Annotated in this window: 14 protein-coding genes and 1 pseudogene; 9 read left to right on the top strand and 6 right to left on the bottom strand. The window is 74.7% G+C overall.

Going from position 1 to position 12,911, the window contains the following annotated elements; translation table 11 throughout:
• Window positions 1-132: 132 nt before the first annotated feature.
• Window positions 133-1,026, top strand: coding sequence for a hypothetical protein (locus tag LCD35_RS08275; protein ID WP_224956756.1), 894 nt, complete (start codon window positions 133-135; stop codon window positions 1,024-1,026).
• Between the two features lie 269 nt (window positions 1,027-1,295).
• Here the strand turns inward: LCD35_RS08275 and LCD35_RS08270 are convergent.
• Together LCD35_RS08270 and LCD35_RS08265 are read right to left on the bottom strand one after the other, a co-directional pair.
• Window positions 1,296-1,470: pseudogene (locus LCD35_RS08270) on the bottom strand (manganese catalase family protein); the annotation flags it as partial.
• Between the two features lie 3 nt (window positions 1,471-1,473).
• Complete coding sequence (locus LCD35_RS08265; RefSeq protein WP_224956757.1) at window positions 1,474-2,652, bottom strand: aromatic acid exporter family protein; 1,179 nt, start codon at window positions 2,650-2,652, stop codon at window positions 1,474-1,476.
• 139 nt (window positions 2,653-2,791) lie between these two features.
• Here LCD35_RS08265 and LCD35_RS08260 point away from each other — a divergent pair, with 139 nt between their 5' ends.
• From LCD35_RS08260 to LCD35_RS08240, 5 genes are all read left to right on the top strand, one after another.
• A complete protein-coding gene (locus LCD35_RS08260) occupies window positions 2,792-4,051 on the top strand; it encodes an FAD-dependent monooxygenase (RefSeq protein WP_224956758.1) in 1,260 nt (419 codons plus the stop codon).
• On the top strand, window positions 4,044-4,742 hold the full coding sequence (locus tag LCD35_RS08255; RefSeq protein ID WP_224966557.1) for a TetR/AcrR family transcriptional regulator: 699 nt from the start codon (window positions 4,044-4,046) through the stop codon (window positions 4,740-4,742). Before LCD35_RS08260 ends, LCD35_RS08255 begins: the two co-directional genes overlap by 8 nt.
• A 134-nt stretch (window positions 4,743-4,876) precedes the next feature.
• Window positions 4,877-5,329 carry an SPW repeat protein gene (locus LCD35_RS08250; protein ID WP_224956762.1) on the top strand — a complete coding sequence of 151 codons (453 nt, stop codon included), beginning with the start codon at window positions 4,877-4,879 and terminating at the stop codon, window positions 5,327-5,329.
• Window positions 5,326-6,012: a HemK2/MTQ2 family protein methyltransferase gene (locus tag LCD35_RS08245; RefSeq protein ID WP_225043997.1), complete on the top strand. Its 687-nt coding sequence runs from the start codon at window positions 5,326-5,328 to the stop codon at window positions 6,010-6,012. Before LCD35_RS08250 ends, LCD35_RS08245 begins: the two co-directional genes overlap by 4 nt.
• Window positions 5,999-6,205: a CDGSH iron-sulfur domain-containing protein gene (locus LCD35_RS08240; RefSeq protein WP_224956764.1), complete on the top strand. Its 207-nt coding sequence runs from the start codon at window positions 5,999-6,001 to the stop codon at window positions 6,203-6,205. The genes LCD35_RS08245 and LCD35_RS08240 overlap by 14 nt, the downstream gene beginning before the upstream one ends.
• Before the next feature lie 167 nt (window positions 6,206-6,372).
• Here the strand turns inward: LCD35_RS08240 and LCD35_RS08235 are convergent, their stop codons facing one another.
• The 3 genes from LCD35_RS08235 to LCD35_RS08225 form a co-directional block, all read right to left on the bottom strand.
• Window positions 6,373-7,389, bottom strand: coding sequence for an iron-containing redox enzyme family protein (locus LCD35_RS08235; protein WP_225043996.1), 1,017 nt, complete (start codon window positions 7,387-7,389; stop codon window positions 6,373-6,375).
• Complete coding sequence (locus tag LCD35_RS08230; RefSeq protein ID WP_224977734.1) at window positions 7,386-8,537, bottom strand: glutamate--cysteine ligase; 1,152 nt, start codon at window positions 8,535-8,537, stop codon at window positions 7,386-7,388. The genes LCD35_RS08235 and LCD35_RS08230 overlap by 4 nt, the downstream gene beginning before the upstream one ends.
• A gap of 87 nt (window positions 8,538-8,624) precedes the next feature.
• Entirely contained in the window at window positions 8,625-9,509 is an 885-nt protein-coding gene (locus LCD35_RS08225) for an MBL fold metallo-hydrolase (protein WP_224956767.1), read from the bottom strand.
• A 138-nt stretch (window positions 9,510-9,647) separates the two neighbouring features.
• Here LCD35_RS08225 and LCD35_RS08220 point away from each other — a divergent pair, with 138 nt between their 5' ends.
• The 3 genes from LCD35_RS08220 to LCD35_RS08210 all read left to right on the top strand — a co-directional run bounded on the left by LCD35_RS08220 (window position 9,648) and on the right by LCD35_RS08210 (window position 11,272).
• Window positions 9,648-10,718, top strand: a complete 1,071-nt coding sequence (locus tag LCD35_RS08220) for an NAD-dependent epimerase/dehydratase family protein (protein WP_225043995.1) — start codon at window positions 9,648-9,650, stop codon at window positions 10,716-10,718.
• A gap of 63 nt (window positions 10,719-10,781) precedes the next feature.
• The gene (locus LCD35_RS08215; RefSeq protein WP_224956769.1) at window positions 10,782-10,979 is read left to right on the top strand and encodes a DUF2188 domain-containing protein; all 198 of its coding nucleotides are present in this window, start codon (window positions 10,782-10,784) and stop codon (window positions 10,977-10,979) included.
• A gap of 44 nt (window positions 10,980-11,023) precedes the next feature.
• Window positions 11,024-11,272 (top strand): DUF6480 family protein, encoded by a 249-nt coding sequence (locus LCD35_RS08210; RefSeq protein WP_224956772.1) that lies wholly within the window; start codon window positions 11,024-11,026, stop codon window positions 11,270-11,272.
• 3 nt (window positions 11,273-11,275) lie between these two features.
• Here LCD35_RS08210 and LCD35_RS08205 read toward each other — a convergent pair whose 3' ends face one another.
• Window positions 11,276-12,682 (bottom strand): MFS transporter, encoded by a 1,407-nt coding sequence (locus LCD35_RS08205; RefSeq protein ID WP_225043994.1) that lies wholly within the window; start codon window positions 12,680-12,682, stop codon window positions 11,276-11,278.
• Window positions 12,683-12,911 lie beyond the last annotated feature (229 nt).

The following is a 12,911-nucleotide window of genomic DNA, read 5'->3' as shown; positions in this document are numbered from 1 at the left end:
GTTAACGAAGACCCCGCAAGAACCGCTTCCCGGCGGGGATCGACGACCGGGCGAGCACCCCGGAGCGTCGATATTAGGTTAGGCTCGCCTAAGATTCAGTTCCGTCCCCGCCGACCAGTGAGGACCTCGACGTTGCACCCACCTGATCCGTCCCGCGGCGCCGCGGGCACCGGCTCCCGGACCGACCTCGACCTGCTGCTGAACCGGCCCGGCTCGCACGGCGCACGGCTCGACCTCGACGTGGACGCGCTCGCCGCGCACCTGCCGCTGCTCGACGAGTGCGTCGCCATGACCGCCAACGGCACCGCGCTGATCAGCGACCTCGGCACCTACGCCCCGCCCAGCTTCACCGGGGACCCGCTGCCGCTCGTCCCGGACGCGGTGCTGCTGCGGCTGCACCGGCCGTCGGTGCGGGCGTTCGTCGCGATGGACGCCGACGAGGGGCGCCACGAACCACCGGGGCTGTGGATGTTCGACCACCTGCACCGCGTGGTGCACCGCGGCTACCTGGTGTCGCACCGCGGAACCTTCGCCATGGACCTGCTGCGGATGGCGCGGCCCGCCGCGGCGGAGGAATCCCGCGCCGAACCGGCGGGCGACTCCTCCGACCAGCTCGGCACCCTCGACGGGCTGCTCGCCGACGCCACCTCCGGAGCCGACGCGGGGGTCGCGGTCGAACCGGCGCAGGTCGTCGACCTGCTCTGCCACCTGTGCGACACCGGGGTGCCGCTGAGCATCGGCGTGCTCAACCGCGGCTGCCTCCAGCTGCACACCGGCGCGCTCGACCTCGTCGAGCACCGCGGCAACATGATCACGATGGTCTCCGGCGGCTGCAACGCCGCCTTCCACCCCGCCGACCTCGCCGAGGCCCGCATCACCCGGCCGCACGGCGTGCGCGGTCCCACCTCCGTGGTCCGGCTGCACGCCGCCGACGGCCGCTGCGTCGCCGTCCTCGCCCAACTCGGCCTCACCACCCCGGCCCTCGCCACCACCTGGGAGCAGACCATCAGCGGACTGGTCGGCTGAGCCGGATCCGGCGGCCGCCCGCGGGCCGTCCGTCCCGCCTTCCTCCATCCCGCCCGGTTTCCGGTCCCTCGACGCGGTTCCGCCGCCACGCCGAGGAATTCCGGCGGTCCACTTCGGACTCGGCCCCCTGGTCGCCGCAGCGGGCGACGCCCCGACGCGTCCAGGCCCGGCGGCACCCCCACGCGAACAGCGCCGCACAACCGGCAGGACGACGACGCGTTCCGCAGCCGGCGTGCGGCGTCCACCGCTGATCGCGATTCGCGACGGGCGCGTGGTGTCGCGGGCCGGCAAGAAGGACGGCAGGTCGCGAACACCCTTGTCGTCGGTCATGTGGTGGAGCCGCGCGACCTGCGCCCGTCCCTGCATCTCCGCGTCGGCGTTGGAGGTGAAGTCCACCAGCAGGTTCCCGCTCGCCGTGATGAACGCGCCCCTGACCGGCACCCCGCGTCAGCCGAGGCGCTTCAGGTCGTCGTGGGCGCTGATCAGGTCGTCGACCAGGCGGCGGGCGTCGGTGGTGAGCGCGCGGAAGATCGGCCACGGCGTCGCCGCGTCGATCCCCTCCGCCACTCGCCGCTCGGCGAGTTCCGCCCCGCACCGCCGGGCGCGTTCGACGCGGTCGGCGAGTTCCCCGCCGTCGCGCAGGTCGGCCGCGGAGTGCACCTCGCCGAGGCTGCGGCACGCTTCGCCGACCGCGGACAGCAGCTCCCCGAAGGACGAGGTCCACCGCCGCTGCGGCTCGTCCTCGGCCTCGTCGTCGGTGTCCAGCGAGCGCGCGACCGATTGCAACTCGTTGATCACCCGGGTGAGCGCGTTGACCGTGTAGTGGTGCCCGGTGAACGACCGCGGCGCCCCGGCCAGCAGCTTGCGCGGGTTGAACCGCTGGGTCTCGGCGGCGTCGTCGAGGCCGTGCCGCGCGCTCGCCGCGAGCCCTTGCAGGTCCTGCGCGCGAGACCACAGCTCCTGGGCCCGGTCCCGGGACGGCAGGCCGTCGTCCACGGCCTCGGCGAACTCGTCGAGGCAGTTCGCGACCGACCGGCTCAGCGCGCGCACGCCGTGCTCGGCCGACCGGTAGCGCAACGGCGGGACCAGCAGCAGGTTCGTGCCGACGCCGACGACCGAGCCGAGCAGCACCAACCCGCACAGGGCGCCGAGCTGCGCCCAGCTGGCCTGCTGGTCCTCGGACTGCACGAAGTACTGGTAGGCGAACATCACCGCGACCGCCACCTGCCAGCCCTGGCTGCCCAACCGGCGCCACTGCCCGATGAGCAGGGCCAGCGCCACCACGAGCGCGAACACCGCGATGCCCGCGCCGCCCAGCGTGATGACCACCCCGGCCAGCACGATGCCCGCGACCATCGCGGCCAGGTACCGCACCGAGTGGTTCAACGACCGCGAGACCGTCGAGTGCACCAGCAGCACCGCCGAGAACGGGGCGAAGGACGCGGCCTGCGCCCCCAGGGCCCCGGCCGCGATCCACCAGGACAGGGTCGCGGCCACCACGCCCTTGAGCAGCAGCAGCCAGGTGTCGGCGTGGTCCCGGACGTGCTCGGAGAGCGAGCGCAGCCAGCGCCGGAGCAGTTCCGGCCCGCCTGCGGCACCTCCAGGTCCGGGCTCCTGGGACGTCACCCTCCGCCTCCTCCCGACGGCGCGATCGACGAGCACGCGTTCACCGGCCATACCCGGACGCGGGCTCCGCGCACACGTGATGGTGAGACCCACATCACTGACTGACCGAATGAACATTTTGGTCAGTATGGTCTGAGGCATGGGCAACGACACCACCGCGGGCCGCGCGCTCGTGATCGGAGCGGGCATCAGCGGACTCGCCACGGCGGCGCGGCTGCACCGGGCGGGCTGGACACCGGTGCTCGTCGAACGGGCGCCCGCGCGCCGCTCCGGCGGCTACTTCGTCGCGTTGTTCGGCGCGGGCAGGCACGCCGCGCGGCGGCTCGGGATCCTCGACGCGATGCACGACCGGTCCGGCACCGCGCAGCACCTCGACCTCGATCGGAAGGGTCGGCGCCGGCCCGGCACCTCGTTCGCCGACATCCCCGGCAAGCCGTGGGTCATGCTGCGCGGCGACGCGGAGCGGGCCGCGTTCTCGGCGCTGCCCGCGGACGCGGAAGTCCGGTACTCGACGGTGCCGACCGCGATCGAGCAGGAGCCGGGCGGAGTGGACGTGACCCTGCTCGACACCGCGACGGACACCACGACCACCGAGCGCTACGACCTGGTCGTCGGCGCGGACGGGCTGCGCTCCACCGTGCGCTCCCTCGTCTTCGGCCCGCACGAGGAGCACCTGCACCGGCTGGACTACATGATCGCCGCGTGCGAATACCCGGGCACGCCCCCGGGACTCCTGCCCGGCCAAGGCGCCACGCTGCTCGAACCGGACCGCTCGATGTGGGTCTTCGCGTTCACCGACCACGACCCCACCGTCCTGCTGACCTACCGCACCGACGACGTCGACGCCGAGTTCGCCCGGCCGCCCGGCGAGAGCATCCGGGCCGCCTTCAGACCCCGGCCGCTCGGCGGCACCCTCGGCGACGTGGTGGCCACGGCCGAATCCTCGGACCGGCTGCTGTTCGACTCGGTCGAGCAGGTGCGGCTCGACACCTGGCACCGCGGCCGGGTCGTCCTCGTCGGCGACTCGGCCTGGTGCGTCACGCTCTACGCCGGGATGGGCGTCTCGGCCGGGTTCACCGGCGCGGACCTGCTCGGCGCCGTGCTCGAACGGCACCCGGACGACGTCGAACGGGCCCTGGGCGAGTGGGAGACGATGCTCCGCCCGCACATCGAGCGGTTCCAGCGCAACGCCTTCGAGCAGCGCAAGATCTTCGTCGCGGACTCCCGGCGCCAGATCCTGCTGCGCCGGGCGATGCCGAAGCTGGCGAAGACCCGGCCGGGCAAGCGCCTGGTGCAACGGCTGATGCGCCAGGACGACGCGGTCACGGGAGCGAGCGTCGATATCGTGGGCGACGTCCTGGGGGAACCCGCACCGGAACAGGAGGCACCCGTTGGCTGACCTGCCCGAGCACGCTTCGCCGAAAGCGGCGCGCATCCTCGCCGCCGCAGGCGAGCTGCTGCTCGACCGCGGGAGCAAGGGCGTCACGATCGCCGAGGTCGCCAAGCGGGCCCACATCGGCAAGGGAACCGTCTACCTGTACTGGAAGACGAAGGAGGACCTGCTGCTCGGCCTGGTGTGCCGGGACTTCCTCGCGATGGCCGACGAAGCGATCGCCGCGGTCACCGCCGACCCGGACCTGGCACGGCCGTCCCGGCTGTGCCCGCGGATGCTGCGCACCGCCACCGAACGCCGGTTCGTCAGCGGACTGCGCAGCGGGGACGACCACCTGCTCGGCGTGCTGGCCGACGATCCCCGGTCGGCGGAGCTGCTCGCCGCGCTGGGGCCGGACGCGGTGATGGCCGACGTGCTGCCGATCTGGCGGGACCACGGGCTCGCGCGCACCGACTGGCCGCTGGCCGAGCAGGCGTTGGCGCTGCACGCGCTGACCACCGGGTTCGCCGCCGCGGCCGTTCGCCCGCCGCGGCTGCCGGTCGACGACCCCGAACGGGTGCTCGCCGCGGCCGTCACCGCGCTGCTCGGCCCGGAGCAGGCCGGTCCGGAGCAGGTCGCGTCGGCCGCCGCCGAGGGGATCCGGCACCTCGTCGCCGGGCGCGCCCTCGCGCTGGAGGTCATCTCCCCCGGCGCCTGATCGCGGCACGCCGGGCCCGCCGGGGACCCGTTCCGGAGATCGGCGGTGCGCGGATCCGCGGAGGCACGTTTCCCCGGCCCGCCCGGCGGCGACCCCTGGAAGGCGAAGGAAACTCCTCGCGAAAGGGGTCCATCATGACCGAGCGGACGTCGCGCGAAGCATCGATGCGCGATCACCCCGACGTGGTGTCGTTGCAGCAGCAGTACGGCGGCGCTCTCGGCTCGCCGCAGACCGTCGTCGCCGACGGCGTGGTCGCGCTGGCCGGGCTGTGGGCGGCGATCTCCCCCTGGGTCCTCGGCTTCGACCTGGCCCAACCGGGCATGCGCACGCACAACCTGATCATCGGTCTGGTCGCGGTCGCCATCGGACTCGGGCTCACCGGCTTGTTCGAGCGCGGCGGCGGGCTGAGCTGGGTGCTGGTGCCGCTGGGCGCCTGGCTGATCGTGTCCACCTGGATCGTTCCGACCGCCACGCCCTCGGCGGGCATGGTGTGGAGCAACGTCATCGCCGGTGCGCTGCTGATCCTCGCCGGGGCCGGGGCGCTGGGCACGACCCTGATGGGCGGCCGCGGCGGCCGGGCGCGATGACGCGCACCGCACCCGGGACCACCGCCGCCCCACGCTGGCTCAGCGCACCGGGCGTCTACCGGCCGCAGGGCGACACGCGGCTGCTGGAACGGGCGCTGCGGCAGGAGGCGGTGGACGCCGGAACCCGGGTGCTCGACGTCGGGACCGGCACCGGGGCGCTCGCCCTGGCGGCGGCGCGCGCCGGTGCCGAGGACGTCACCGCGATCGACGTGTCCGCGCGGGCGGTGCTCACCGCCCGCGCGCACGCGCGCCTGCACCGGTTGCCGGTGCGGGCCCGGCGGGTGCGCTCGCTGGAACTCTCGGCGCACGAGCGGTTCGACCTGGTGCTGTCCAACCCGCCGTACGTGCCCTCGGCGCGGGAACGTCCGCCGCGGCACCGCGCCGCGCGGGCCTGGGACGCCGGCCCCGACGGGCGGGCGGTGCTGGACGCGCTGTGCGCCGCGGTGCCCGGGATGCTGCGGCCCGCCGGGGTGCTGCTGCTCGTGCAGTCCTCGGTGTCCGATGTGGACGAAACGGTGCGGCGGCTCGGCACCGCCGGGCTGGACGTGTCGATCCCGGCGCGCCGCACCCAGCCGTTCGGCCCGGTGCTGCGGCGCCGTGCCGGTTTCCTGGCCGAGCGCGGGCTGATCGAACCCGGGCAGCGCTGCGAAGAACTGGTGGTGATCCGCGGTGCCCGGACGTGACCCGGCGCGCCGGGTGCGCGTCGTACCGGACGGCCCGGTGCTCGTCGACGGGCCGGTGGAGCTGGTCGCGCCCGACGGCACCACCGTGCGCTGCGACCGGTTCGTAGTGGCCGTGTGCGCCTGCCGGCGCAGCCGCCGGTTCCCGCTGTGCGACACCAGCCACCGGCGCCGCACCCGGCGGGACGCCGGTTAGTCCGGCATCCGCGGGGACGTCGGCCGGCCCAGTGATCACCGGGAAACTGGCTGGCCCAGCGGCCACCGGGCCGCGGGCTGATCCAGCGCTCGCCGGGCCGCCGCTGGTTCAGCGGACGCCGGACTGCCGCTGCTCCAGCGGTCACCGGACGCCCGCCGGCTCAGCGGTCACCGGACCGTCGGCTGATCCAGCGGTCGCCGCAACGAGCTCACCTCCGCGCGCCACGACCCGAGCAGCCGCTCGGCGAGTGCGCCTTCCAGGAACTCCGTCGCCTGGACGCCGAAGACGACGTCGCCTGCCAGCTCCGGTTCCCGGTCGAGCAGGTCCCCGACCACGTCGTGGCGCATGATCTGCTCGTGCACGGCGTCGGCCTCGATGTGCTCGGTGAAGAACCGCAGGCAGGGCGCCGGTGCGTCCAGCCGCTCCAGCGCGGTCGCCAGCCGCTGCGCGCTCGGCGCGGTGCTGATCTCCGCGGCCGCGAAGTGGCCGACGAGCGCCCCCCGCGACGAGCGGTGCAGGCCGAGCATCGACATCAGGTTCACGATCGCGAGCTGCGGCGCGGGCACCACGTCCAGGTACCGCAGGTAGCCGGAATCCATCTCGGCCGCGTCCAGCAGGTCGGCGAACAGCTGCGCGTGCACGTCCTCGCCGCGCCCGCCGCCGAACTCGTCGAACTCGACGGCGACCAGCGCCGCCTTCGCCCGGCCCTGCAGGCGCGGGATGACCCAGGCGTGCGGGTCGGCCTCCTTCAGGTGGTAGATCGACCGGTGCGCGAAGTACTCGCGCATCTGCTCCCACGTCCCGTGGTCGCGGAGGTGGTGCGAGACGCCGTCCCCGGGCACCACCTCGGTCAGCAGCCCGTCGAGCTCGCCCGCCACGTCGTCCCCGCCCGCGACGTGCGCGCGCAGCGCGTCGTGGAACAGGTGTTCCAGGCTCGCGCGCCAGTGCAGCAACCCGGCGTTCCACTCCCAGTCCGGTGCCACGCCGCGGAAACCGCGGTAGTGCAGCTCGTAGCAGGTGTGCAGCGCGAGCGCCACGTCCTCGCCGAACGGGTCGGCGCCGTCCGGCTCGGGCAGCGGCGGAGCGGGCGGCGCGGACCCGAGGGCGGCGATGACCGCCTCGGACAGCGGCCCGCGCGGGCTCGGCAGGCGGGCCGAGGTGGTGCCGGTGGCGGGGGCGCTCATCTGCTCTCCTCTCGGACGTGCTCGGCGCTCGGTTCAGCGGTGCGGCGCGCCAGCGCGAACGCCACGGCGCGGGGTCCCCCGACCGCGGCGCGGCGCTGCCGGTCGGCGCCCGCGCCCCGGCGCACCAGGTTCGCGATCCCCTCGTGCACGACCGCGGCGTCCCCCGCGGCGCGCAGCGCGGGCTCGATCCACTCCAGCAACCGCCGCAGCAGGACGGCGGCGGGCGCGCGGGCCTCGCGGACCGGGTCAACGAGCGAACCGCCGATGCCGTGCCGCGCCGCCGCCCACACCGCGGCCGCCGCGACCTGGTCCCGGACCGCGGGTGGCCGCACGCCCGCCGTCACCGCCAGCAGCGCGGTCCGCACCGCCGCCCGAGCCAGCACCGCGTGGAACACGGCCTCCTCGGCGGTGGTCAGCGCGTCGGCGACCCGCAGCTCCACGGTCGGCAACCGGGGTGACGGGCGGGCCAGCCAGAAGGACATCTCCGGATCCACCAGGCTCCCGCAGTCCACCAGCCGCGCGACCTCGTCGCGGTGGGCCGCGGGGGAGTCGAACCGCGGTGGGACGCCCGAACCGGGGAAGCCCAGCTGCTGCACCATCCGCCAGCTCGCGCAGCCGGTGTCCCGGCCCCGGTGGAACGGCGAGTTCACCGTCAGCGCCAGCAAGGTCGGCAGCCACGGCCGCAGGTGGTTCACCACCCCGACCGCCGCCTCCTCGTCCGGAACCGCCACGTGCACGTGGCACCCGCACGCCTGGTACTCGGTCATCACGCTCGCGTAGGCGTCCGCGATGCGGGCGAAGCGGGCCTCATCGGTGATCCCGGGCGGCGGGCCGTCCAGCACCGGCGTACCGGCGGACACCAGCATCGCGTCCCGCCCGGCCGCCGCGGTGGCCAGGCGGCGGCGGTCGTCCACCAGCTGGGCGCGCAGCGCGTCCGCGGTCGTGCACCGGCCGGTCGCGGCCTCCACCTGGCTGCGGTGCAGTTCCGGCTGGAACGTGGCGCCCTCGGCGCGGCCCGGCAGCGCGCCCGCGTCCGCGAGCACGTCGCCCGCGCGCGGGACCGGGCGCGCCGAACGGGCGTCGAGCAGCAGGAACTCCTCCTCCACGCCCATCGTCACGCCGGGGATCGAGGTTCGAGGTTCGTTCATCCGGCTGCGCCCCCTGTCGTCGCCGCGGGCCGTCCCACGCGTACCCGCGGCCGCGGGATCGACACACCTCGAACGCGTCCCGCCCCGTCACCGCCCGCCGAGCGGTGCGCGCCGCCGCACGGTCACCCGCGCCGGATCGGCGGTGGGGCCCGGTTCCTCGCCCGGGGCGAACAGGGCGAGCGAGTCCCCGCGCACCACGTGCTCGACGCCGGCGATGCCGCGGCGGCGGACCTCGCGCTCGAACTCCGACAGCGGCGACTTGAACAGCCCGTAGTCGTCGTAGTGGATGGGAACGGCCTTGCTCGGGCGCAGCAGCTCCAGCAGATCGGCCCCTTCCGGCCCGTCCATGGTGAGCAGCTGCCCGAGCACCCGGGTTCCGCCGAGGTGCACCAGCGCCACGTCGATCCCGGGGAACCGCTCCCCGATCGCGGCGAGGTCGTCGTGCACGAGGGTGTCGCCGGTCAGGTAGAGCCGGAGCCCGCGCCCCACCGGCGGCTCGTAGTCCACCAGGGTGCCCATCACCGGGGGCACCACGGCGCTCAGCACGCCCCGCGCGTGCTTGCCGGGCAGGGAGGTGATGGTCAGCCGCGCACCGCCCTTGGTCATCGTCTCCCGCCCCCAGCGCGGCAGCGGCACCGGTTCGGTGAACCCGGTCCGGCCGAGCCGTCGCGCCGCGTGGTGGGTGGTGAAGATCGGCAGGTCGCGGGGCAGCTCGCGCGCGGCGACCCGGTCGAAGTGGTCGCCGTGCAGGTGGGACAGCACGAGCCCGTCCAGCGGGGGCAGTTCGTCGATCGTCATCGCCGGTTCGGTGCGCCGCCGCGTGAGCAGCCCGTGCCCGATGTGCACCCACTGCCCCCGGCGCACGAAGTTCGGGTCGCTGAGCAAGGCGAACTCGCCGAGGCGCAGCAGCACCGTCGCCGTGCCCACGAAGGTGATCGTGCAGTCCTGCCCGCCGGTCGGATCGGCGTCCATGGCCGGCCTCCCGTCTCGCCGCGGCCGCGTCCTGCTCCCGGCTTGCCCCGCGGACCACCGTCGCAAACCGCGGCGCATGTGCCCGGCGGGGGCCGGGTACGCGGGACGGGACCGGAATCGACGACCGTGGAGACCGCGATGACCACGTCACCCCGCCGCGACGGCCCGCACGTGGTCGTCGTCGGCGCCACCGGCAACATCGGCACGAGCGTCGTCGCGGCCCTCGCCGCCGACCCGGGCGTCGGCCGGATCACCGGGCTCGCGCGCCGCGTCCCCGCGCGGGGGCTGCCGGGGGTGGACTTCGCGCGGTGCGACATCACCCGCGACGACCTGGCTCGCCGGGTGCGCCACGCCGATGCGGTGATCGACCTGGCGTGGATCTTCCAGCCGACGCACGACCCGGTCACGACGTGGCGCAACAACGTGCTGGGCCGGTTGCGGTTGTTCGAGGCCGTCGCGGCGGTGCGGGTGCCCGCGCTGCTGTACGCCTCTTCGGTGGGCGCCTACTCCCCCGGTCCGGGCCGCACCGTCGACGAGGACTGGCCCACCGACGGCTGGCCGGGTGCGGCCTACACCAGGGAGAAGGCGTACCTGGAGCGCTGCCTGGACGCGTTCGAGCACCGCGGCGGCGACACCCGGATCGTGCGGTTCCGGCCCGGTTTCGTGTTCAAGGCGGGGGCCGCGGCCGAGCAGCGGCGGTTGTTCGGCGGCCCGCTGGTGCCGGGCCGGCTGGTCCGCCCCGCCGCGTTCCCCGCCTTCCCGGACGTCCCGGGCCTCCGCTTCCAGGCGGTGCACAGCGCGGACCTCGCCGAGGCGTTCCGCGCGGCGGTGCGGAACCCGGTCCGCGGCGCGTTCAACGTCGCGGCCGACCCGGTGGTGGACCCGCGGCTGCTGGCGGAGCACTTCGGCACGCGCCCGGTGCGGATCCCGGCGCGAGCGGTGCGGGCGGCGCTCGCCGCGGCCTGGCGGCTGCACCTGGTCCCCGCCTCACCGGACCTGTTCGACGCGGTGCTGCGGCTGCCGCTGATGGACGTCTCCCGCGCCCGGGAGGAGTTGGGGTGGTGTCCGTCCCGCTCCGGTCTCGAAGCGGTGCTGGAGATGCTGGACGGCCTGCGGCGCGGCACCGGCACGGCGACTCCGCAACTGGCCGCCCGCGCCCCGGGCGGCCGGTGGCGGGAGCTCGCGACCGGGGTGGGGTCGCGCCAGTGATCGGGGGTTTGGCGTCCGGTGCGGGCGGCTAGGCCTCGGGGGCGACCACGACGAGAGGATCACATGAGCGTGCTGCACGTCGTCCCCGCCGAACGCGACGGCTGGAAGGTCGTCGGAGGCGGCGCCGCCGAACGCCACGTTCCGTGCCAGGCCGACGCGGTCGAGGACGCCTGCCTGGAACTGCGCTACGAGGGCGGCGAAGTCGTCATCCACGACCTGCGCGGGCGGGTCCGCGACAAGCGCACCGTCCGGCCGGGTTGACCGCGCACCGTTTCGCGTCCGCGCCGCGCGGCTAGCCGGAGAGGATGCCGCACGACGAGACCACCCCACCGCCGGATCCCGACCCGGACCGCACGCCCGGTCTGGAACCGGGCGGCGGCGTGCCCGCCGGGGAGACGCCGCCGGAATCCGGGGAGGCCACCCGCGGGCTCGCGCACACCGAGAAGGCGACGGCCCGGCCCGCGAAGTGGGTGTGGTGGGCCGTCATCCTGCTGGTGGTGCTGCTCTTGGCGGGATTCTTCGTGACCAGGGCGCTGGACCTGCTGCTGTGGTGAGCCTCAGCGCTCGGCGGCCGCCGGGACCTCCGGTTCCGCGGAGCCGGTCCGCGCCCGTCGGCCGCCCGCCCGTAGGCCACCCGCGCTGCGCCGGTGCACCGGCCGCGGGTTCCGCGGTCCGCGGGGCGGACCGGTGCCCGCCGCCGGTTCGGGGGTGCGCACGTCCGCCAGCCGCACCCACTTGACGTGGGCGGGCAGCTCGCGGCGCTCGCGCATCTTCGCGAACCGGGACCAGGCCAGGGCGGTGGCCGCGACGGTCGCCAGCCCGGCGACCTCCAGCGCCCGCCCGGGCCCGGCGTGCTCGGACAGCCAGCCCAGCACCGGGCCACCGACGGCGCCGGAGGCCGCGGTCACCATGCCCTTGGCGGCGAGGACGCGACCGCGCATCTCCTCCGCGGAGTCCAGCTGCATGCGGGTGCTGGCCGCGGTGTCGATCACCACCGCGCCCGCAGCGATCGGCAGCAGCACCAGCGCGAACACCACCAGGTTCGACGCGGAACCCGCCACCGCCTGCAGCACGCTCGTCGCCACCGCCATGACCAGCAGCAGCCGCAACGTCAGCTCCTGCCGGGAGGCGGCCAGGAAACCGCCGATGACCGTGCCCACCGCGAACACCACGGACAGCACGCTGTAGCCGACGGGCCCGGCGCCGAGCGGTCCTTCGCTCATCGCCGCCATCGTGACCTGGTAGTTCCGGCCCAGGCTGGAGAGCACGAAGGTCAGCGCGAACAGCACCAGCAGCGGTCCGCTGCCGAGCACGTAGCGGGCGCCCTCCTTGACGCCGCTGCGCTCCGGCGGGCTCTCCGCGAGCGAGAACATCTCCTCCTCGCGCACGAGGCAGATCACCGCGATCACCCCGGCGAAGCTCGCTGCGTTGAGCACGAACAGCATCGGTTCCCCCGTGAACGCGACCAGCGCGCCCGCCAGGCTCATGCCGAGGATCCGGCCGCCGGAGCTCAGGATCGAGCCGAGGCCGAGCGCGTTGCCCAAGGTGTCGCGCGGCACCAGCTGGGAACCGAACCGTCCCAGCGCCGGACCGTCGAACACGGTGACCAGCCCGGTGAGCACGGCGCTGCCGTAGATCACCGCCAGCGGCGCGTCCCACATCGCCGCGCCCGCCAGCGCCAGCGCCAGCAGCACGTGCAGCGATTGGGTGACCACCAGGACGCGGCGCGCGGGCCAGCGGTCGGCGACGGTGCCGGCCCACGGGCCCAGCAGCAGCGCCGGAACGGCCTGGAACAGCAGGGAGAGCCCGAGCAGGCTCGCCGACCCGGTCTTGGTCAGCACCAGCCAGTTCAGGCCGAGGTTCTGCATCCACGCACCGGTGACCGACACGAAGTCGGCGGTCGCCCAGCGGCGGTAGTTGCGGTGGCGCAGCGCTTGGAACATCGTCGTCAGTGCAGAGCGCACGATCCAGTCCTCGGGCCGATCGGGGGTCAACTCCGGCCAGGGGCTCGACGTCACCGGGGGTGAGCAGGCACCTGGACCGCGCTCCACCGTGACGAGGCGACTCCCGAGATCGGCACAATTTGTGTTCGCGCTCTCCCGAACTCCCTGCTCGAAAGGGTGAAGCGGGACGCTGGCGGGGAGAATTGAGCACTGGGCGTGTTCGACTGCGGCGCGCGCTCAGCCCGGAGCC

It is taken from the genome of Saccharopolyspora sp. 6V, from assembly GCF_020176785.1.
Lineage (GTDB): Bacteria > Actinomycetota > Actinomycetes > Mycobacteriales > Pseudonocardiaceae > Saccharopolyspora_C > Saccharopolyspora_C gregorii.
The sequence above is the reverse complement of the archived record's forward strand: the minus strand, read 5'-3'. Positions and strand labels throughout refer to the sequence as shown.

Coding starts and splice junctions, on each gene's coding strand:
- LCD35_RS08260 (WP_224956758.1), top strand. CDS start 2,792: ATGGGCAACGACACCACCGCGGGCCGCGCGCTCGTGATCGGAGCGGGC.
- LCD35_RS08250 (WP_224956762.1), top strand. CDS start 4,877: ATGACCGAGCGGACGTCGCGCGAAGCATCGATGCGCGATCACCCCGAC.
- LCD35_RS08245 (WP_225043997.1), top strand. CDS start 5,326: ATGACGCGCACCGCACCCGGGACCACCGCCGCCCCACGCTGGCTCAGC.
- LCD35_RS08235 (WP_225043996.1), bottom strand. CDS start 7,389: ATGAGCGCCCCCGCCACCGGCACCACCTCGGCCCGCCTGCCGAGCCCG.
- LCD35_RS08230 (WP_224977734.1), bottom strand. CDS start 8,537: ATGAACGAACCTCGAACCTCGATCCCCGGCGTGACGATGGGCGTGGAG.
- LCD35_RS08225 (WP_224956767.1), bottom strand. CDS start 9,509: ATGGACGCCGATCCGACCGGCGGGCAGGACTGCACGATCACCTTCGTG.
- LCD35_RS08220 (WP_225043995.1), top strand. CDS start 9,648: ATGACCACGTCACCCCGCCGCGACGGCCCGCACGTGGTCGTCGTCGGC.
- LCD35_RS08215 (WP_224956769.1), top strand. CDS start 10,782: ATGAGCGTGCTGCACGTCGTCCCCGCCGAACGCGACGGCTGGAAGGTC.
- LCD35_RS08210 (WP_224956772.1), top strand. CDS start 11,024: ATGCCGCACGACGAGACCACCCCACCGCCGGATCCCGACCCGGACCGC.